The organism is Rhizobium sp. CB3171, from assembly GCF_029714265.1.
Classification (GTDB): domain Bacteria; phylum Pseudomonadota; class Alphaproteobacteria; order Rhizobiales; family Rhizobiaceae; genus Rhizobium.
In genome coordinates, this window is the sequence record NZ_CP121652.1 from 2,653,509 (window position 1) to 2,674,153 (window position 20,645).

The window sequence follows — 20,645 nt, forward strand, 5'->3', positions numbered from 1 at the left end:
CCGCCCATGAGCCCGACCTCGCTCCATTCATCCTTTAATTTTTCCGCCGGCCCGGCGGCCGCCGCAACCAATCCCGCCCTCGGCGATCTGCCCGCCTGGAAGCTCAGCGACCTCTATCCGTCCGCCACCTCCACCGCCTTTGTCAGTGATATGGAAAAGGCCGGAAAGGCGGCGATCGCGTTTGAGGAAAAGTGGAAAGGCAAACTTGCGGACGCTGCCACCAAGACCGGTGAAGCCGGCATCGGTGCAGCGCTGAAGGACTATGAAGCCCTGGACGATATCATGGGCCGCCTCGGCTCCTTCGCGGGCCTTACCTATTTCTCAAACACCAGCGATCCGGCCAACGGCAAGCTCTATGGCGACGTGCAGGCGCGGCTGACCGACTATTCCGCCCATCTGCTGTTCTTTCCGCTGGAACTCAATCGCATCGACGATGCGGTGATGGACGCCTGCATGGCAAACGACCCAGCCGCCGGCCATTACCGTCCCTGGATCGTCGACCTGCGCAAGGACAAGCCCTACCAGCTTGAGGACAAGCTGGAGCAGCTATTCCTGGAAAAATCCATGACCAGCGCCGCTGCCTTCAATCGCCTGTTCGACGAGACCATGGCGGAGCTGCGCTTCGAGGTGGACGGCGAGAAGCTGCCGCTGGAAGTCACGTTGAACATGCTTCAGGAGAAAGACACCGAGCTGCGCCGCAAGGCGGCAATGGCTCTCGCCGAGACCTTCAAGGCCAATTTGCGCATCTTCACCCTGATCACCAATACGCTTGCCAAGGATAAGGACATCGCCGACCGCTGGCGCGGCTTCGAGGATATCGCCGACAGCCGGCATCTGGCCAACCGCGTCGAGCGCGAGGTGGTCGATGCATTGGCCGCCGCCGTGCGCGACGCCTATCCTCGCCTGTCGCATCGCTATTATCAGATGAAGGCGAAGTGGCTCGGCATGGAACAGATGAATTTCTGGGACCGCAACGCGCCGCTGCCCGAGACCTCTAATGCGCTGATCCCCTGGACCGAGGCGAAGCAGACCGTTCTCTCCGCCTATGGCGATTTCGCACCGGAAATGGCTGATATCGCCAAGCGTTTCTTCGATGAGGAATGGATCGATGCGCCGGTGCGTCCCGGCAAGGCGCCGGGCGCCTTCGCGCATCCGACCGTTCCTTCCGCACATCCCTATGTGCTCGTCAACTATATGGGCAAGCCGCGCGATGTCATGACGCTGGCGCACGAGCTCGGCCATGGCGTGCATCAGGTGCTTGCCGGCGGCCAAGGCGCGCTGATGTGCCAGACGCCGCTGACCTTGGCCGAAACCGCCTCAGTCTTCGGCGAAATGTTGACCTTCCGCGCCTTGCTCGACAAGACCACCGACAAGCGCGAGCGCAAGGCGATGCTCGCCCAGAAAGTCGAGGACATGATCAATACGGTCGTCCGCCAGATCGCCTTCTACGAATTCGAACGTAAGGTTCACACCGCGCGCAAGAACGGCGAGCTGACTTCAGACGATATCGGCGAGCTGTGGCTCTCCGTCCAGTCGGAAAGCCTCGGGCCGGCGATCAAGATCTCAGAGGGCTACGAGACCTATTGGGCCTATATCCCCCACTTCATCCACTCGCCTTTCTACGTCTATGCCTATGCCTTCGGGGACTGCCTGGTGAATTCGCTCTATGCCGTCTATCAGAATGCCGAAGAGGGCTTCCAGGCGAAATATTTCGAGCTGCTGAAGGCCGGCGGCACCAAGCATCATTCCGAACTCCTGAAACCCTTCGGCCTCGACGCCACCGATCCGTCGTTCTGGAGCAAGGGACTGTCGATGATCGAAGGGCTCATCGATGAGCTGGAGGCGCTTGATAAGAGTGCTTGATGCACACTGATAAAGAATCGCACGTGGCCGATACGCAACCCTACGTCCTCTTCCGGGACGACAGCACAGGACAGGTGATGCTCTTCGCCGAACCGGCGGAGATCATCACAGCTCGAACACGTGCGGAATTCTTCAACGCCCTTGATCGGATGCAAAAGGCAAGGGCCGGGGGAAAGTGGCTGGCGGGCTATATGGCCTATGAGGCCGGTCACCTCTTCGAGGAAAAGCTTGCGCCTTTCGCTGAAGAAAACCGCGAGACGCCGCTGCTCTCTTTCGGCGTTTTCGACGCTCCGGCGGCGGATGGTCATGCCCTCGCCCAGCCGTTGCAACGCCTTGAAAACGAGGCGTTTCTGACCGACGCCACAGCCGGGTGGGACTTCCCTATATATAAAGAGAGATTCGACCGGCTGCATTGGCATTTGCGCCGGGGCGATTGCTACCAGGCAAACCTGACCATGCCCATCACGGCCCGTTGGAATGGCGACGCCCGCGCCGCCTTCTGGTCGCTGATCGAGCTTCAGCCGGTAAAATATGGCGCGCTGGTCGATCTCGGCGGCCCGATCATCCTGTCGCGCTCGCCCGAACTCTTCTTCCGGACCGACGACGACGGCTGGATCGAGACGCATCCGATGAAGGGCACAGCCAAGCGCGGCGCCGACGCCGTCGAGGATGCCGAGATCATCGACGCCATGCTGGCCGACGAGAAGACGCAGGCCGAGAACCGCATGATCGTCGACCTCCTGCGCAACGACATCTCACGCATCACCGAAGTCGGCACGCTCGACGTGCCGAAACTCTTCGAGATCGAGACCTATCCGACTGTGCATCAGATGGTCAGCCATGTGCAGGCGAAGCTACTCCCTAACATGACCATTCGCGATATCTTCGCAGCGCTCTTCCCCTGCGGCTCGATCACCGGCGCGCCGAAAATGCGGGCGATGGAAATTCTGCACGAACTCGAAGATGGCCCGCGCGACGCCTATTGCGGGGCGATCGGCATGATTTCACCATCCGGCGCCATGCGCTTTTCCGTGGCGATCCGCACCATCACGCTGTTCGATGACGGCCGTGCCGTCTTCAATGTCGGCGGCGGCATCGTTTTCGATTCGACGGCGGAGGCGGAATATGAAGAATGCCTGTTGAAGGCGCGCTTCGCCATGGGAGATCGATGGATCAAGCGCTAGAGGATTTTTCGCTGATCGAGACGTTGCGCTACGAGCCGCAGACGGGCTTCGTGCGCCTGCGCCTCCATCTTGCCCGACTGCAACGTTCCGCCCGCCGATTGGGTTTTCCCGCGCCGAAGGATGCGCTTGCGAAACTCGATTCTGCTGTTGCTGATGCGAACGCTCCGTTGCGGGTGCGCCTGACATTCGATCGCACCGGGCAGACGGACGTTACGACTGCCGCCTTCACGCCCCTTGCTCCCGATACCGTCTGGCGCGTCCGCATTGCTGGAACTCGTCTTGATTCTGCCGACAAGCTACTGCGCATCAAAACCACCCGTCGGTCCGTCTATGAGGCTGCCCGCGCCGAATATTCGTCGGCAGAGGCGGACGAAGTGCTGTTGCTCAATGAAAAGGACGAGGTCTGCGAGGGCACCATTACCTCGATCTTCCTCGACGAGGGTTCCGGACCGTTGCGAACGCCGCCGATCTCTTCCGGCCTGCTCGCCGGCGTGTTGCGCACCGAACTCATCTGCCAGCGCAAAGCCCGAGTCGGTCGGATAAGGCTGGACGATCTGGAAAAAGGTGCGCTTTATGTCGGGAACTCCCTGCGCGGGCTGATCCGCACACAACTCATATGGAATTGACGCAATGTTCATCCTCTCGCTGACCTATCTCAAGGGCAATGACGAAGCCGACAAGCACATGGAGCCGCATATGGCCTGGGTGAAGGAAGGCTATGCGAAGGGCTGGTTTCTCGCGTCCGGCCGCAAGGTGCCGCGCACTGGCGGCATCATCTTTGCCCGCGGCGATCGCGCCGAACTGGAAGCCTATGTCGCAGCCGATCCCTTCACCATCCACGGCGTTGCCGCCTATGACGTCGCGGAAATCGCTCTGACGACCGTCAGAGAAGGATTGGAGGCCCTGAAGGTCTGATTTGAAACGGGAGGGAGTTCGCCGATGCCGTCCGTCACCGTGATGGATGATCTCTGTCGACATCTGAAAGAATTGGAAGAACGGCTTTTCGATCCGGCGGTGCGCACATCGAAACAGGCGTTGGCGGACCTGTTGTCTGCCGAGTTTCGCGAGATCGGCAGTTCGGGCGCTCTCTATACGTTCCACGACATCGTCGATCGGCTTGCCGAGGGTGAGCCCGACGGTATTTCGCGAACGCTGACCGACTTCGAATTGAAGATGCTCTCCGGTACGCTCGCACTCGCGACCTATCGTGCGGCCCGCCATTACCCGGATGGTCGTGAAGTCAGAACGCTTCGCAGCTCGATCTGGCGGCTGGAAGCGGAGGAGCGCTGGCGAATGCTCTTCCATCAGGGAACGCTTACGCAGTAAGCTCCATCCATGACCTTGTTGACCTACACACCCTATGACGGCTCTGCAAAACCCTTCACGATCGGCCTGATGCCGCTCGATCCGGCACGATGGATCGAGCCGGACGCCGATCTCGGGCGCTATCTCGATGAAAAGCAAAGGCTTCTTTACGACCGCCGCAATGATGTTTTCGTTTCCGAAGCCGGTTCGGAACATGCGCAACGGGAATGTCTTGACCTCCTGACGACCTATCTTTGCGAACAGCATCCGGCAATCTATCGCCGCGACGGCGATACCATCTCCGCCGCCGGTCACTCGATCGATCTTGCCGATCCCGGCCTGCCGCCGCTCCTGAAGGCCGGTTCGCTCGTCGCCGACGATCTCGTCATCATGCGGCGCAAGGAGAATGGCTGGCATCTCGTCGCCGGCCATGTCGCCTTCCCCTCCTCCTGGTCGCTTCAGGAAAAATTCGCTCGGCCGATGCAGGCGATTCATGGAGACGTGCCCGGCTTTGGCGAGGGCACCCGCAATGCCATCCTCATCACCCGCATCTTCGACAATCTGCAGGTGGCGCAGCCTGTCGAGCGGATGAACTGGTCGGTGAGCACGACGAAGGAGCTGTCTCTCCGGACGTCGAAGCATAGCCGTCCGCCGGCCGCCACGCCTCCCACGCTTGAGACCCGCTTCGCCCGCGTCGAGCGCCAGACGCTGCGCAAGCTGCCGGTATCGGGCGATATCCTCTTTACCATCCGCGTTTATGTCGACCCGATCGCCGCGATCGCGAACCATCCCAAAGCTTCGGAACTGGCATTGAGTTTTGCCGCGCAATTGGATGCTTTGGACGAGCAGCAGACGGCCTATAAGGGCCTCACGCACCAGAAAAGCGAGCTGGCGAGACAATTGCGAGCGCTTGCGGACGTTGCTTCACCGGCTTGACATTTGCCCGATAAGCCGGGACGGCTCTTTATTGTGACATCAATTTATGGTTAGAGCCGTTCACCTCGCATTTTCGCGCACATATTGATTGAATTTCACAGGCCGAACGGCGTCCTGCCCTTCGAAGGAGACAAGAATGACGGAACAGAACTATCCGGTATATGCCGAAATTACCGGTCCGATCGTAATGATCGGCTTTGGCTCCATCGGCCGCGGCACCTTGCCCCTGATCGAACGCCATTTCAAATTCGACAAAAGCCGGATGGTCGTCATCGACCCGCAATTGGACGCCGACCACAAGGCGATCCTGGAAAAGCATGGCGTCCGCTATATCGAGGAATATGTCACCAAGGACAATTACAAGGACCTCTTGAAGCCCCTCCTGACGGAAGGCGGCGGCCAGGGCTTCTGCGTCAACCTCTCGGTCGACACCTCTTCGCTCGACCTGATCAAGCTGTGCCGCAAGCTCGACGTGCTCTATGTCGATACCGTCGTCGAGCCCTGGCTCGGCTTCTATTTCGACAAGAACATGAAAAACGCCGACCGCACCAACTACGCGCTGCGTGAAACCGTGCGCAAAGAAAAGGCAAAGAACCCCGGTGGTGCGACGGCTGTTTCCACCTGCGGCGCAAACCCGGGCATGGTTTCCTGGTTCGTCAAGCAGGCGCTCGTCAATCTCGCCAACGATATCGGCATCAAGTTCGACGAGCCGGATCAGCATGACCGCGAAGGCTGGGCCAAGCTGATGAAGAAGGTCGGCGTCAAGGGCATCCACATCGCTGAGCGCGACACTCAGCGCACCAAGCATCCGAAGCCGCTGAACGTCTTCTGGAACACCTGGTCCGTCGAAGGCTTCATCTCCGAAGGCATGCAGCCGGCCGAACTCGGCTGGGGCACCCATGAAGCGTGGATGCCGAAGAACGCCAAGAAGCACAAGAAGGGCTGCCAGGCCGCCATCTATCTCGAGCAGCCGGGCGCCAACACCCGCGTTCGTACCTGGTGCCCGACCCCTGGCCCGCAATACGGCTTCCTCGTCACGCACAATGAGTCAATCTCGATCGCCGATTTCTTCACGGTCCGCGACAAGGATGGCGACGTCACCTTCCGCCCAACCTGCCACTACGCCTATCATCCCGCCAACGACGCCGTGCTGTCGCTGCACGAAATGTTCGGCAACGGCGGCACGGCGCAGCCGGTCCATCACGTTCTGGACGAGGACGAGCTTGAGGACGGCATCGACGAACTCGGCGTGCTGCTCTATGGCCATGACAAGAACGCCTATTGGTACGGTTCGCGTCTGTCGCTCGAAGAGACCCGCCGCATCGCTCCTTACCAGAATGCAACCGGCCTGCAGGTAACCTCCGCCGTGCTCGCCGGCATGGTCTGGGCCCTGGAAAATCCGACCGCCGGCATCGTCGAAGCTGACGAGATCGACTACAAGCGCTGCCTCGAAGTGCAGTTGCCGTATCTCGGTCCGGTTGAAGGCCACTACACCGACTGGACGCCGCTTGACGGCCGTCCGGGCCTGTTCCCGGAAGACATCGACACCAAGGATCCTTGGCAGTTCAAGAACATCCTGGTTCGCTGATCGACGGATCATCCGAACAGTCAGAAACTCAAATGCCCGCACTGGTCGTGCGGGCATTTTTGTTACGCTCGCCGGATAAATCAACCTGACGGGTTCTGAAGCCTTGCTTTCAACAGATGGCCACGGCATGGTTTCCCGCAACCAACATGACATTAGTCCGCCTTCAATCGCGGGAGACATTTATGAAGATCAGAACCAGCATTGCCCTTCTCGCCGCCGCAGCAGCCTTGTCCGCCTGTGTCGATTTCGGCGGATCGAGGCCTCCACCGGCCATGCGCGCCAGCGTCCAGCCGCAGACAGGGGTAGAAGGCAACTGGAGCGATGCAAACGGCCTCATTTCGACCTTCCAGGCCGGCACATTCACGACCCACACCACCGACAGCAATTCGGTTCTTGCCTCCGGCACCTATACCAGCGTTTCTCCCAGCCTGATCGAGATCAACATGACCTCGCTGGTGCGCAAGACTCAGTCCAAGATCAACTGCGCCATGATCAGCCCCGCCCAGCTCAACTGCACGTCCGATGCCGGGAAGCAGTTCTCCCTCACTCGCCGCTAGGGCTGAAACGGGCGCTGCGGACGGATAGATCGCCATGCGCAGATTGGTGCTCTATCTCGTTTTGGTCGCCGCATTGCCGGTCGCTATCCTGGCGGCGGCTTTGCCTGCCAATAGCTATAAGGCACAAGGCATCGCGGCGCTCGATTGTGACGGACCGATAAGCGTCTTCATCATCGCCCTGCCTGCTTTGCTGATCTATGGCGCCGGCACGATCCTGCTTTACCGCGATGGCAGCCGGCGCTTTCATCGCATCGCAGCACTTTGCTGCCTGCTTCTCACTCTTGCCGTCGGCTGGAATGTCGCCGCCGCCCTGCGGGAATCCTATGGCGATGCCTCCATTGAGGCTTGCGCCTGATACAGCGGCTTCTTTTCCGTTGATTTGCAAAATCCTAATAAAGCCAACAGCTTTTGCTTGCGCTCTTTTCGCCGGGATGGAAAGATTCGGCCCGGGGGTACCGCTACGGGACATGGCGGGCCGGATATGGTGAGTAACAGGAGAGAGAGATGACGAAGCCCTTGGGTATGGGTCTTTTGGCCGTTGCGGCCTTGGCGCTCAGCGCCAGCACCGCTTTCGCGGATTACCAGCTCAACATTCTGCACTTCAACGATTTCCATTCGCGCGTGGAACCGATCAACAAGTTCGACGCCACCTGCTCTGCCGCCGAAGAAAGCAAGAATGAATGCTTCGGCGGCGCAGCGCGGCTGAAGACCGCGATCGACCAGCGTCGCGCCGCACTTGCCGGCCAAAATGTCCTGCTGCTCGATGCCGGCGACAATTTTCAGGGTTCGCTTTTCTACACGACCTACAAGGGAGCTGCCGAGGTCGAATTCCTCAACGATATGAAGATCGACGCCATGACCGTCGGCAACCATGAATTCGATGACGGCGAAGGCCCGCTCGCAGCCTTCCTCGACAAGGCGCAATTCCCCGTGGTCACCGCCAATCTGGTCATCGACGGCGAATCGAAAATCGGCGACCGCATCAAGAAATCGATCGTGCTCGATATTGGCGGCCAGAAGATCGGCATCGTCGGCGCGGTCACGACCGAGACGCCGGAGCTCTCCTCCCCCGGCCCACACGTCAAGATCACCGACGATGCGGCCGCCATCAGTGCCGAAGTGGATGCACTGAAATCGCAGGGCGTCAACAAAATCATCGCGCTCACCCATGTCGGCTATCCGCGCGACATCGCCCAGATCGCCAGAATCGCCGGCGTCGATGTCGTCGTCGGCGGTCATTCGCATACGCTGCTGTCGAATACGGACCCGAAAGCCGCTGGCCCCTATCCGACCATGGTCGACAACCCTGCAGGTTATAAAGTCCCAGTCGTCCAGGCGGCCTCCTACAGCAAATATCTCGGCGATGTCGTCATCACCTTCGATGACAATGGCGTCGTCAAGGAAGCCAAGGGCGATCCGATCCTGCTCGATTCTTCGATCAAACAGGACCCCGCCATTGCCGCCCGTGTCCAGGAGATGGCCAAGCCGATCGAGGAACTGCGCCATAAAATCATTGGCGCCACGCAGGCCCCGATCGAAGGCGCGCGTGAGATTTGCCGCGTTCAGGAATGCTCCATGGGCGATCTCGTCGCCGACGCCATGCTGGACCGTACAAAAAACCAGAACATCGCTATCGCCATCCAGAACGGCGGCGGCCTGCGCGCCTCGATCGGCGCCGGCGACGTCACCATGGGTGACGTGCTGACCGTGCTGCCGTTCCAGAACACCATCGCCACTTTCCAATTGACTGGCGCTGACGTGAAGGCAGCGCTGGAGAACGGCCTCAGCCAGATCGACGACGGCGCCGGTCGTTTCCCGCAGGTCGCTGGCCTCAAATATACCTTCGATAAATCAAAGCCGCCCGGCAGCCGGGTCGTCTCCGTCGTTGTGCAGGAAGGCACGGAGTTCGTGCCGCTCGATCCCAACAAGACCTATGGCGTCGTCAGCAATAATTACATGCGCGCCGGCGGAGACGGTTACGTCGTCTTCGCGCAGAACGGCAAGAACGCCTATGACTTCGGCCCCGACCTCGAAGCGGTGGTCGCCGATTATCTGGCGTCGCATAATCCCTACAAGCCCTACACCGATGGCCGCATCGCACAGCTCGGCGGCACCGCAACCGCTGCCCAACCGGAGGCAGGCAAGCCGGCGGAAACGCAACAGGCAGCATCATCGGATCAGAAGCCCGCCCCGGCTGCGGCCGATACCGGCGCCGCCCCCTCCACGACGGCTCCCGCTGCTTCGACGTCAACATCTCAGACGGCAGCACCCGCCGCGACCCCTCCGGCGACGACCACCACTCCGGAAACAGCAGCCCCAGCTACTACCGCTCCGGCAACGACGACTGCGCCGACCGCGACCGCGCCCGCTGCGTCGACACCCAGCACCACCACACCTGCCACGTCAACGCCTGAGACCACGGCCCCCGCCGCGACGCCTCCGACGACGACAGCTCCCGCAACAACAGCCCCAGCTACCACCGCTCCGGCGACGACCAAAGCGCCCGAGACTACCGCACCCGCTACTTCAGCACCCGGCACCACCACGCCTGCCACATCAACGCCGGAGGCCGCGGCGCCAGCGACGGCTGCTCCGGCAACACCAACCACCACGCCGACAACAACCGCTCCTGCTGCCGCGACGACGGCACCGGAGACTCCCGCACCGGCACCCCAGGCAAGCGAGCCTCCGAAAACGCCGACCACCCATGTCATCGCCGCCGGCGACACACTCTGGGATCTCGCCAAGACCTACTACGGCGATGCCGGCGAATGGCGCAAACTCGTGGCCGCCAACCGCAATCTCAGAGCGCGCCACCTTACCATCGGCCGTGAATTGAAGATTCCGGCCAAGTAAGGACGATTTGTCTCGTAAAAGTCAGCCGGTCCGGGCTTTCCCGGGCCGGTTTTTGTTCCTATGTGAGGTGCTCCGTTTCGTTGAGAGGACCACAATTGATGATCGCAGAAGCCCCGACTGGCCAATCGCAGCAAAAATCCGGCAAGATCGGCGTCCTTCTCGTCAATCTCGGCACACCCGACGGCACCGACTACACGTCGATGCGGCGCTATCTGCGCGAATTCCTGACGGACAAGCGCGTCATCGAGTGGTCGCCATGGAAGTGGTATCCGATCCTGTTCGGCATCGTCCTCAACACCCGCCCCGGCAAGGTCGGCAAGGCCTATGAGACGATCTGGAACAAGGAAAAGAACGAAAGTTTCCTGCGCACCTATACCCGCAACCAATCGGATTTGATGGCGGCGCGGCTGATGGACTTACCGGACGTTATCGTCGATTGGGCGATGCGCTACGGCAAGCCGTCGATCGGCGAGCGTATCCAGGTGCTGAAGGATCAGGGTTGCGACCGTATCTTGCTGTTTCCGCTCTATCCGCAGTATGCGGCTGCGACCACTGCCACCGTCAATGACAAGGCTTTCGAAAAGCTGATGGCCATGCGCTGGCAGCCGGCACTGCGCACCGTGCCGGATTATCATGCCGACCCCACCTACATCGAGGCGCTCGCCAACTCCGTCACCCGGCACCTCGCCACGCTCGGCTGGCAACCGGAGAAGATCCTGGCCTCCTTCCACGGCATTCCGCTTTCCTATTCCGAGAAAGGCGATCCCTATTATCGGCAATGCGTCGAGACCAGCCGTTTGCTGCGCGAAAAGCTCGGGCTCTCCGAAGACCAATTCATGCTTACCTTCCAGTCCCGATTCGGACCGGAGGAATGGCTGCAACCCTATACCGACAAGACGGTGGAGCACCTTGCCAAGGAAGGCACCAAACGCATCGCCGTCCTCAACCCTGGCTTCGTATCGGATTGCCTGGAAACGCTCGAAGAAATCGCCGAACAGGCCGCCGAATCCTTCCGCCACAATGGCGGCGAGAAATTCACGCATATTCCCTGCCTGAACGACGGTGAAGACGGCATGCGGGTGCTGGAAAAAGTGGTCAGGCGGGAGTTGCTTGGCTGGATTTGATGCCTGCCATGCGCCCGTGGCGTCGGATGCTGTTCCAGCCGCCCGCCACGACCGCCCTGCCTCATTGCAACTGCGGCTTCCTCAGAAAGCTGCTGCGGTCGGCCGACTTGACGCGTAGCCATGCTTCGCGGCCGTTGCGCAATATCCTCATGGGGATTTCTGCACCGGCGGGGCCGCTTTCCCAGACCTTGCGGTAAAAATCGGCCAGGCTGTCCACTTCCCCATCCCGGATCTCGGAGATGACGTCGCCGCGACGCAGGCCCGCCTGGGCGGCCGGACCTCCTTCTGCCACGCTCATGACCACAACCTCGCCGTTGCTTTCGGCGGAGAAAGCCCCGAGCCAAGGTCTCGGCGGCTTATTGACCTGACCGCGGTTGAGCAGATCATCAAGAATGGGCGGCAACAAATCGATCGGCACGACCATATTGATATCGGCAGCCTCATTATTTTGTGAGGCCATCTGCAGGTGAAGCGAGCCGATGCCCAATAGCTTACCGTGCGCGTCGAGAAGCGCGGCACCTCCCCATGAAGGATGGGCGGGCGCGACGAAGATCGCCTCCTCCAGCAGATATTCCCAATAGCCGGCGAATTCCTGTTTGGCCACGATGCTTGCCCGGACGAATTGACCGACCCCATCGGCAATCATCACGGGATCGCCGATCGCGGCCTTGGCCACGTTGCCGAATTCCAAAGCGGGGACACCAAGCGACCCGAGTGCCTGGACCAGACCGAAACCGGTCTCCTGATCATAGGCAAGCGCATGGGCGGGCACCACGCGGCCTTCATTGGTCGTAAGCCAAACCTCCTCGGCCTCGGTGATGAGATAGCCGATCGTGAGAACCAGTCCGTTATCCCTGATGACCACACCGCTGCCTTCCCGCCGGGTTCCCAGCGCCCCAGCCGTAAAGGCATCGTCCGGAATTGAAGCGTGCACGGCCACGATTGACCGCAAAGTCCTGTCGATATTCATCGTCTCACCCTGGTGATGTGCCATGCCGCGGCTCGGAGGGTCGCGCGGCGGCAGAAACCGGATACTTTTCCTCCCCTTAAGGTATGAACATGTGCGGTCAGGTGCAAGGCCTGAGTGAAATTGGGAGGGTGACGGAACCGTCTGTTCCAGCCGCAAACAACGAGATTTCCCCCCGCCCTTTCGTACGTGAAATAGGGCAAGGAGTCGGATGGCACCGCCCATTCCGCCCTTGCCGAGAACATGCTAACCCACCACATCTGATTGACCTGCTGCGTCGCTTGTTCGCCCGAATACGCAGAGATCGCGGCAGTGCTTTGAAGTGACGCAAACCCTGCATCGTGTGGGGCGTCCATGGAGGATTTTATGGTAATCGGTGGGTTCAGCATCTTTGCGGTTGCCTTGGTTGTTTTGGTCATCCTGGTGCTGTTTGCGGGTATCAAGACGGTGCCGCAGGGATATCGCTACACGGTCCAGCGCTTCGGCCGCTATATGCGCACGCTGGAGCCGGGGCTCAATCTGATCGTGCCCTTCATCGAAACGGTCGGCGCACGCATGAACGTGATGGAACAGGTCCTCGCCGTGCCGACGCAGGAGGTCATCACCAAGGACAACGCCAGCATCTCAGCAGATGCGGTCGCCTTCTTCCAGGTGCTGAATGCGGCGCAGGCCGCCTATCAGATTACCAATCTCGAAACCGCGATCCTCAATCTCACCAAAACCAACATCCGCTCCGTCATGGGCTCGATGGACCTCGATGAATTGCTGTCGAACCGCGACGCCATCAACGAGCGGCTGCTACGCGTGGTCGACGAAGCAGCCGAGCCCTGGGGTATCAAGGTGACGCGCGTGGAAATCAAGGACATCCAGCCGCCGAAGGATCTTGTCGATGCCATGGCGCGGCAGATGAAGGCCGAGCGCGAAAAGCGTGCGCAGGTTCTCGAAGCGGAAGGCTTGCGCAATGCGCAGATTCTGCGCGCCGAAGGAGCCAAGCAGGCGGCTGTCCTACAGGCCGAAGGCCAGCGGGAGGCTGCATTCCGCAATGCCGAGGCCCGAGAGCGCCTGGCCGAGGCTGAAGCCAAGGCGACGCGCGTGGTGTCCGAGGCGATTGCCGAGGGCAATGTCCAGGCGATCAACTACTTCATTGCGCAGAAATACACCGAAGCCCTCAGCGCAATCGGCTCGGCCGGCAATTCGAAGATTGTGCTCATGCCGATGGAGGCCAGCTCCATCATCGGCTCGCTCGGCGGCATCGGCGCTATCGCCCGCGAAGTCTTCGGCGACAATGGCGATGGCAGCGGCGCGCCACAGCCTCCTCGTCCCCGGACAGGCCCCGCACGCACCACGCCGACGATCAATCCGCTGACATCAAAGGAGAGCTGAAATGTTCGACAATCTCGTCGTCGAACTCGGCCCCTGGAGCTGGTGGCTGGTAGGTCTGATTCTGCTCGCGGCCGAACTGATCCTGCCGGGCTTCTTCCTGGTATGGATCGGCTTGGCCGGCATCATCGTCGGCGCTTTGTCACTGCTTTTCTGGGATAGCGCCTTCTGGGTCTGGCAACTGCAGGGACTTGTCTTCGCCGCGACGGCCGTGATCGTCACCCTCATCGGCCGCCACTATCTCTATAACAACAGCCAGGCCACCGACGAGCCGTTCCTCAACCAGCGCAGCGCCAGCTTGGTCGGACGCACGGCGACGCTCGACCAACCGATCACCGAAGGCCGGGGGCGCATTCGCCTGAACGATACTTATTGGACGGTCAACGGACCGGATCTGCCAGTCGGCACCCGCGTCAAGGTCGTTGCCAGCAGCGGCCGCGACCTCACGGTCGAACCCGTCTGATCAGGCGACGCCGATCCGCAGCAGATCGTGGAAGTGGACGATGCCGACAGGCCGCCGGGCATCGTCGACGACGATCAGCGCCGAGATGTTGTGACGATTGAGTACGGCCATTGCGCCGGTCGCCAGCGTCGTTTCCTTCACCGTCTTCGGATTGCGCGTCATCACCTCGTCCACGCGCATCTCCGCAAGGTTGTTGCCGAGATTGCGGGCAATGTCGCCATCGGTCACAATGCCGCAAAGGCAACCGTCATCATCGACGACGCCGACGCAACCAAAGCGCATTTGCGCTAGCGTCATGACCGCTTCGCGCATGCCCGTGCCCAGCTTGACCAGGGGTACGCGATCGCCCTTGTGCATGATATCGGCGACATGCGAGAGGCTGGCGCCCAGCTTGCCACCCGGATGGAAGGTGCGGAAATCCTCGGCGGTGAAGCCGCGCGCCTCCAGCAGAGCCACGGTGAGCGCATCGCCGATCGCGAGCTGCAGCAGCGTCGATGTGGTGGGCGCCAGCCCGTGCGGGCAGGCTTCCTGTTCCTTAGGCAGCAATAGAACGACATCCGATTCGCGCGCCAGCGTAGAGGTCTCGCCCGATGTAATGGCGATCATCGGGATCGAGAAGCGACGGGAATAGCTGATGATGCCGCGCAACTCCGCACTTTCGCCGCTCCAGGACATCGCGATGATGACGTCGTCCTGCGTGATCATGCCGAGATCGCCGTGATTGGCCTCGACCGGATGCACGAAAAAGGCCGGAGTTCCGGTGGAGGCCAAGCTGGCGGCAAGCTTGTTGCCGATATGACCGCTCTTGCCGACACCGGTGATGATGACGCGGCCGCTGATGTCGCCGATGATCTCGACCGCGCGGCTGAAGGGCTCGGCCAGACCATTGGTCAGTGCGCGTTCCAGCGCCTCCATGCCCCGTCTCTCGGTCTCGATCGTCCGCATCGCGGATTCGATCGCACCGTTCTCGATGAGTCTTACAGCTCTCTTATTCATGAGGGAGGCCTAACGCTTTTCTGCAAATCTGTCCACCGGAGATCGATTTTGTGCAGCGGAGATCGGCCGTCGCGCCACCAAAGCCAGTTCCGTCACCATGACTCCTTGTAGTCGGCTGGCAAGGAAGCGTTAACCATGGGCCTTTACGCTTGGGTAACGATTTAAAGCATTTCCAGTAAGGCCAGACATAGATCAAATGGACATCGGCAAGAACAAGGCGGGCGGTGGCTCCCTCCGGCTGACGGCATGCGCTGCATCCGCTCTGCTGGGCTGGGCTGCATTCGCCATGCCGATGCCGGTTCAGGCGCAATCGCTCGACGCGAGCCAGAGTTCCAGCACCAATCTGACGGCAACATCGACCGACACAGATAGTTTCGATCTTCCCGGTTCGGACACGACGGGCACGACATCCTCCAAATCCAAGACGACCAAAGCCGCGAAACAGACGACGACGGATTCGGACACGCCGTCCAGTTCACGCCTGCGACTCGGCATCGATCCGACCACGACGGGCTCGACGCTGGATGACGATCTGCGCCGCGTCAATCTGCGCGAGACCAGTGTCGATGATCTGAAAGCGCGGCAGCATCCGGATCGCGAGGATGTGCAAGGCATACCGCTCGGCACCTTCACTCTGCGGCCTTCCGTCAACCAGTCCATCAACTTCGAGCGCAACCGCACCGGCTCGACCAATGACGATCGGAGCTTCCTGCAGACCGATCTGCGCAGCACCCTGACATCGGATTGGGACCGCCATGCGCTGATCGTCACCGGTGAGGGCGTCTGGCAGAAAAACCTGAGCGGCAGCGGCGCCGAACAGCCAAATGTCAATATCAACGCCGATCTGCGCCTTGATCTTCCCAGTGACACCACCGCGCATATCACCGCCGGCTATCAGTTCTTCCGCGAAGATACGAGCGACCCGAACGCGATTGCCGGCGCCTCGAAGCAATCGGCCGTCAATCAATTCAACGCAGGCACATCGCTGGAGCGCGATTTCGGCCTGCTGCGCGGCACGACGGCCGTGGCGCTAACCCGCACCATCTATTCCGATGCCACCCTGTCGGACGGAACACAGGTGACGCTTAGCGACCGCAATCAGACGGCCGGCACCTGGCGCGGGCGCATCGGCTACGAATTGTCGCCTGTCCTCATTCCCTTCCTGGAGGCCGATCTCGGCCGCACCTTCTACGACCAGTCCCACGACAGCAACGGCTACGCCCGCTCGAACCAAAGCTATGGCGGCAAAGCGGGTATCGAGCTCGATCTTGGCGACAAGATGAAGGGCGAGCTCGGTTTCGGCTACCAGCATACGGAATTCGACGATTCGCGCTTGGCTTCGATCGATTCGCCGACCGTGGACGGCAATCTCGCCTGGTCGCCGCAGCGCGGCACCGACGTCAGCATCGGCCTTTCGACAACGGTCCAACCCTCCACGACAGCGGGCGAAAGCGGCTACACCGCCTATCAGTTGACGAGCACATTGAGCCAGGAACTACGCGACGATCTCACGGCCAAGCTGACCGGCGGCACGATCTGGCGCGACTATCCGTCCGGCAGCACCATCTCCGACGAAACCGAATATGATGCGGCCCTCGGCCTGACCTGGGGCATCAATCGCTATCTCGATCTGACCAGTAACGTCGGCTATCAGCTCACGTCACGAAAGACGGGCGACGATACGCGCCAGCTTCAGGCGGGCGTGGGGTTGACGGTGAAGAGGTAAAGCCCCGGTCACTCCCTCGCCCCGCATCAGCGGGGAGAGGGTGCTTTGATCTTTCTACTATTTCAGCGCGTCGACCAGCGCCTTGAACCCATCCTCGATGGTCGGGCGGATGTCCGCGCGGGCGAGCGCGAAGGCGACGTTGGCGAGGATGAAGCCATCCTTGGCGCCACAGTCGAAAGTCTGGCCCTGGAAGTGATAGCCGGCGAAATCCTGCTCTTGCGCAAGCTTCAGCATGCCGTCCGTCAACTGGATCTCATTGCCCGCACCGCGCTCCTGGCGTTCCAGGATATGGAAGATCTCCGGCTGCAGGATGTAGCGGCCATTGATGAAGAAGTTCGACGGAGCCGTGCCCTTGGCCGGCTTCTCCACCATTTCGGTGATACGGAAGCCGCTGCCGATCGTCTCGCCGACGCCGACGATGCCGTATTTATGCGTCTGATCCGGAGCGCATTCCTCGACGGCGATAACGTTGCCGCCGCTATGCTCATAAAGCTCGATCATACCCTTCATGCAGCCCTTTTCGGCACGCATGACCATGTCGGGCAAAAGCAGCGCGAACGGTTCGTCGCCGACGATCTCGCGGGCGCACCAAACGGCATGGCCGAGCCCGAGCGGCTCCTGCTGGCGCGTGAAGCTCGCCGTGCCGGCCTTCGGCAGCAGGCCGTTCAGCAGCGACAGTTCGGCATTCTTGTTGCGCTGGCGCAGCGTGTGCTCGAGTTCGAACTGAATGTCGAAATAGTCCTCGATGACATGCTTGCTGCGGCCGGTCACGAACACGAAATGCTCGATGCCAGCTTCCATCGCCTCGTCGACGACGTACTGAATCACCGGCTTGTCGACGACGGTCAGCATCTCCTTCGGCACCGCCTTGGTCGCCGGCAAGAACCGCGTCCCTAGTCCGGCGACCGGAAATACTGCCTTACGCACCTTTTTATGCTGTCCCACGCATACCTCCTGGGGAATTACGTCGCTTTTGCGCCAAAGCTAATCGAAGGGTCAGTAGTATAAATTTGCTACTGTTTTGCAAATGATGACTGACCCCGGCTTCCATGGTAAAGAATTTGTTGACTTCGTTCCTGTAGTGTCACGCTTGGGCGAATGCCACCGGCATCGCCGCACCGAAATCCAAGTATTGATGGACACGGCTGTTGATGACCCCAAACCGCAAACACTCCCTTCGTGGTCTCGCTCTGGCGCTCGCGTTCGGTGCCTTTGCGGGACTAACTCCCATTAACGCCAATGCGGACCCCGGGTTCCAGAAATGGATCGCGGGCTTCTACGATACCGCAGCCAAAAGCGGCATCACGCAGTCAACCTATCGCAAAGCATTTGCCGGCGTAACGGACCCCGACCCCACGGTCCTCGAAAAAGCGCAGTATCAACCGGAATTCAAATCCCAGATCTGGGATTATCTGGATTCCCGCGTCAATCCCTATACCGTCGATGTTGGCCGGAAGATGGCGGCCAAATACGGTTCCACACTCCGTTCCCTTGAACAGCATTTCGGCGTGGATCGCAATATTATCCTCGCCATCTGGTCGATGGAATCAAATTACGGTGCCGTGCTCGCCAAGGACGAGAAGCTGCATTACGTGCCGCGCGCTCTGGCGACGCTTGCCTATGCCGATCCGAAGCGCGCCGGCTACGCCAAAAAGCAATTGATCGCGGCACTGAAGATCCTGCAGAGCGGCGATGTGCCGCGCGACGAGCTGAACGGCTCCTGGGCCGGCGCCATGGGCCACACGCAGTTCATCCCGACCAGCTACCTGCTCTATGCGGTCGACGCTGACGGCAACGGCCATGCCGATATCTGGAACTCCATTCCCGACGCGCTGGCAACGACCGCCAATCTGCTGGCAAAGAACGGCTGGAGCACCAGCCGCACCTGGGGCTACGAAGTGACCGTACCGCCGGGCGGCGCAGCGCAGGTCGGCAAGACCCACACGATCGCACAATGGGCTGCCATGGGCTTCGTACGCCCGAACGGCAAGAGCTTCCGCCTGACATCCGACCGCGCGCAACTGAAGATGCCGGGCGGAGCTGACGGCCCCGGTTTCCTGATGGCCGGCAACTTCTTCACCATCAAGCGTTACAATGCCTCCGACAGCTACGCGCTCGCCGTTGGCCTGCTGGCCGATCAGATCGCCGGCTATGGCGGCGTGCAGCAATCCTGGCCGCGCCCGAGCGGCACGCTGGATGTAAAGCAGAAATTCGAGCTGCAAACCCGCCTGAAGGAGCTCGGCTATTACGACGGCGTCGTCGACGGCAATTTTGGCTCCGGCTCCAAGGCCGCCATTACCGCCGTTCAGCAGCGTTTCGGCATGAGCGCCGACGGCGAGCCGTCGATGAACCTGTTGAACGCCCTGCGCAAATAGGTCGCCGCGGTCGAGATGAGCCTTGGATTGGCTGGACGGCGGCACCGCCTTCATGCAACCATGGCGCCGCGAGCGGAAAAGAGCCCGATGAAAAACCGACCTGCCCGCGCGACCATGACTGCTGCAAGAACGATGTTCACGGCACTTCTTGCAGGCCTTTTGGCGTTTGCCTGTCTGCTGACGGCAGGCGAGGCGCAGGAGCGGCCGCGCAGGACATTGCTTGAAATGTTGTTCGGCCGTTCGGAGCCCGATATTCCCTATCAGCCTCCGCCGAGACGCACGATTCGGCCGCCGCGCAAACGGATCGCTCCACCGCCGCGACAGGTGGTGGTGGCTCAGCCGGAGCCGCCACCGGAGATCCAGAAACTGCCGGATGCCAAGACGATCCTCGTCGTCGGCGATTTTCTGGCGGGCGGCCTGGGCGACGGGCTGGAAGATGCCTTTTCCACCTCGCCCGGCGTCGTCGTGCAGACACGCAGCACTGTCGCCTCCGGCCTGGTGCGCCAGGACTATTACAACTGGCCGCAACAGTTGCCGGCCATGCTGGATCAATTGAAACCCGCCATGGTCGTCGTCATGATCGGGGCCAACGATCGCCAGCAGATGACGGGTGACGGGCTCAACGAAAAATTCGGCACCGACCCCTGGTACCTTGCCTATGAGGAGCGCGTGCAGCAGTTCGGCAGGCTGGTGACGAACCGCCATATCCCCCTCCTCTGGGTCGGCCTGCCACCCTTCGGCTCCGACCAGATGACGGCCGATGCGGTGAAGCTCAACCAACTCTACCAAAGCAAGGTCGAAAGCGTCGGCGGCGAATTCATCGATATCTGGGACGGCTTCACCGACGAGAACGGTGAGTTCATCGTCACCGGTTCCGACATCAACGGCCAACAGGTGCGGCTTAGAACCTCCGACGGCGTCAATCTCACGGCAGCGGGAAAACGCAAGGTCGCCTTCTACGTCGAAAAACCGACGCGCCGGCTGCTCGGTGATCAGGCGAGCCCGGATATCACCCGCCTCGACACCGGCAATCAACTGCCGGCCGAACAAGTCAACCTGCCGCCGACGGAGATGGAAATGATCACCCGCACACAGCCGGTAAGCCTTTCCGACCCCAATCTCGACGGCGGCGCACAGCTTCTCGGCGGCGCTCCCGCCCACAATTCCGTCACCCAATCTCCTCGCGACCTCCTGGTCGAGAAAGGCCAGATGGCCCCGGCGCCGACCGGACGCGTCGACGACTACCGACTGCCGGTGGGTGAGGCGCCGGCGGACAATTCAACAAAATGAAAGGGCCGCACTTGGCGGCCCTCTATATATCAGTA

19 protein-coding genes are annotated in these 20,645 nt (G+C 60.9%); 16 read left to right on the top strand and 3 right to left on the bottom strand.

The annotated features are described in order from the left end of the window. Nucleotides 1-6 precede the first annotated feature (6 nt). The 11 genes from QA648_RS12970 (at nucleotide 7) to hemH (ending at nucleotide 11,413) form a co-directional block, all read left to right on the top strand. Nucleotides 7-1,863, top strand: coding sequence for a M3 family oligoendopeptidase (locus QA648_RS12970; protein WP_283047348.1), 1,857 nt, complete (start codon nucleotides 7-9; stop codon nucleotides 1,861-1,863). Between the two features lie 23 nt (nucleotides 1,864-1,886). Next, nucleotides 1,887-3,047: an aminodeoxychorismate synthase component I gene (locus QA648_RS12975; RefSeq protein WP_283051325.1), complete on the top strand. Its 1,161-nt coding sequence runs from the start codon at nucleotides 1,887-1,889 to the stop codon at nucleotides 3,045-3,047. Further along, nucleotides 3,032-3,673, top strand: a complete 642-nt coding sequence (locus tag QA648_RS12980; RefSeq protein ID WP_283047349.1) for an aminotransferase class IV family protein — start codon at nucleotides 3,032-3,034, stop codon at nucleotides 3,671-3,673. Before QA648_RS12975 ends, QA648_RS12980 begins: the two co-directional genes overlap by 16 nt. A gap of 4 nt (nucleotides 3,674-3,677) precedes the next feature. Continuing rightward, the gene (locus QA648_RS12985; protein ID WP_283047350.1) at nucleotides 3,678-3,962 is read left to right on the top strand and encodes a YciI family protein; all 285 of its coding nucleotides are present in this window, start codon (nucleotides 3,678-3,680) and stop codon (nucleotides 3,960-3,962) included. Between the two features lie 42 nt (nucleotides 3,963-4,004). Then, entirely contained in the window at nucleotides 4,005-4,373 is a 369-nt protein-coding gene (locus tag QA648_RS12990; protein WP_283051326.1) for a DUF4440 domain-containing protein, read from the top strand. Between the two features lie 9 nt (nucleotides 4,374-4,382). Further along, nucleotides 4,383-5,288, top strand: coding sequence for a DUF3445 domain-containing protein (locus QA648_RS12995; RefSeq protein WP_283047351.1), 906 nt, complete (start codon nucleotides 4,383-4,385; stop codon nucleotides 5,286-5,288). Between the two features lie 136 nt (nucleotides 5,289-5,424). Continuing rightward, nucleotides 5,425-6,876, top strand: a complete 1,452-nt coding sequence (locus tag QA648_RS13000; RefSeq protein ID WP_104824243.1) for a homospermidine synthase — start codon at nucleotides 5,425-5,427, stop codon at nucleotides 6,874-6,876. 182 nt (nucleotides 6,877-7,058) lie between these two features. Then, nucleotides 7,059-7,433 carry an outer membrane lipoprotein Omp10 gene (gene omp10 / locus QA648_RS13005; protein WP_283047352.1) on the top strand — a complete coding sequence of 125 codons (375 nt, stop codon included), beginning with the start codon at nucleotides 7,059-7,061 and terminating at the stop codon, nucleotides 7,431-7,433. Nucleotides 7,434-7,467: 34 nt separating this feature from the next. Then, nucleotides 7,468-7,788, top strand: a complete 321-nt coding sequence (locus tag QA648_RS13010) for a hypothetical protein (RefSeq protein WP_283047353.1) — start codon at nucleotides 7,468-7,470, stop codon at nucleotides 7,786-7,788. A 149-nt stretch (nucleotides 7,789-7,937) separates the two neighbouring features. Then, the gene (locus QA648_RS13015; RefSeq protein WP_283047355.1) at nucleotides 7,938-10,289 is read left to right on the top strand and encodes a 5'-nucleotidase C-terminal domain-containing protein; all 2,352 of its coding nucleotides are present in this window, start codon (nucleotides 7,938-7,940) and stop codon (nucleotides 10,287-10,289) included. Between the two features lie 98 nt (nucleotides 10,290-10,387). After that, on the top strand, nucleotides 10,388-11,413 hold the full coding sequence (gene hemH, locus QA648_RS13020; protein ID WP_283047356.1) for a ferrochelatase: 1,026 nt from the start codon (nucleotides 10,388-10,390) through the stop codon (nucleotides 11,411-11,413). A gap of 61 nt (nucleotides 11,414-11,474) precedes the next feature. Here hemH and QA648_RS13025 read toward each other — a convergent pair whose 3' ends face one another. After that, entirely contained in the window at nucleotides 11,475-12,383 is a 909-nt protein-coding gene (locus QA648_RS13025) for a S1C family serine protease (protein ID WP_283051328.1), read from the bottom strand. A gap of 363 nt (nucleotides 12,384-12,746) precedes the next feature. Here QA648_RS13025 and QA648_RS13030 point away from each other — a divergent pair, with 363 nt between their 5' ends. Both QA648_RS13030 and QA648_RS13035 read left to right on the top strand, forming a co-directional pair. Beyond that, nucleotides 12,747-13,763, top strand: a complete 1,017-nt coding sequence (locus QA648_RS13030; protein ID WP_104824249.1) for an SPFH domain-containing protein — start codon at nucleotides 12,747-12,749, stop codon at nucleotides 13,761-13,763. 1 nt (nucleotide 13,764) lies between these two features. Then, the gene (locus tag QA648_RS13035; RefSeq protein WP_104824250.1) at nucleotides 13,765-14,223 is read left to right on the top strand and encodes an NfeD family protein; all 459 of its coding nucleotides are present in this window, start codon (nucleotides 13,765-13,767) and stop codon (nucleotides 14,221-14,223) included. Here QA648_RS13035 and QA648_RS13040 read toward each other — a convergent pair whose 3' ends face one another. Then, entirely contained in the window at nucleotides 14,224-15,219 is a 996-nt protein-coding gene (locus tag QA648_RS13040) for a KpsF/GutQ family sugar-phosphate isomerase (protein WP_283047358.1), read from the bottom strand. It abuts the gene before it with no gap. Nucleotides 15,220-15,415: 196 nt separating this feature from the next. Here QA648_RS13040 and QA648_RS13045 point away from each other — a divergent pair, with 196 nt between their 5' ends. Next, the gene (locus QA648_RS13045) at nucleotides 15,416-16,945 is read left to right on the top strand and encodes an outer membrane beta-barrel protein (RefSeq protein WP_283047360.1); all 1,530 of its coding nucleotides are present in this window, start codon (nucleotides 15,416-15,418) and stop codon (nucleotides 16,943-16,945) included. 57 nt (nucleotides 16,946-17,002) lie between these two features. Here the strand turns inward: QA648_RS13045 and galU are convergent, their stop codons facing one another. Next, nucleotides 17,003-17,890: a UTP--glucose-1-phosphate uridylyltransferase GalU gene (galU, locus tag QA648_RS13050; protein ID WP_104824253.1), complete on the bottom strand. Its 888-nt coding sequence runs from the start codon at nucleotides 17,888-17,890 to the stop codon at nucleotides 17,003-17,005. Between the two features lie 206 nt (nucleotides 17,891-18,096). Here galU and QA648_RS13055 point away from each other — a divergent pair, with 206 nt between their 5' ends. Then, nucleotides 18,097-19,320 carry a lytic murein transglycosylase gene (locus tag QA648_RS13055; protein WP_104824254.1) on the top strand — a complete coding sequence of 408 codons (1,224 nt, stop codon included), beginning with the start codon at nucleotides 18,097-18,099 and terminating at the stop codon, nucleotides 19,318-19,320. 132 nt (nucleotides 19,321-19,452) lie between these two features. Next, nucleotides 19,453-20,610 carry a DUF459 domain-containing protein gene (locus QA648_RS13060; protein WP_283051329.1) on the top strand — a complete coding sequence of 386 codons (1,158 nt, stop codon included), beginning with the start codon at nucleotides 19,453-19,455 and terminating at the stop codon, nucleotides 20,608-20,610. Nucleotides 20,611-20,645: the final 35 nt, after the last annotated feature.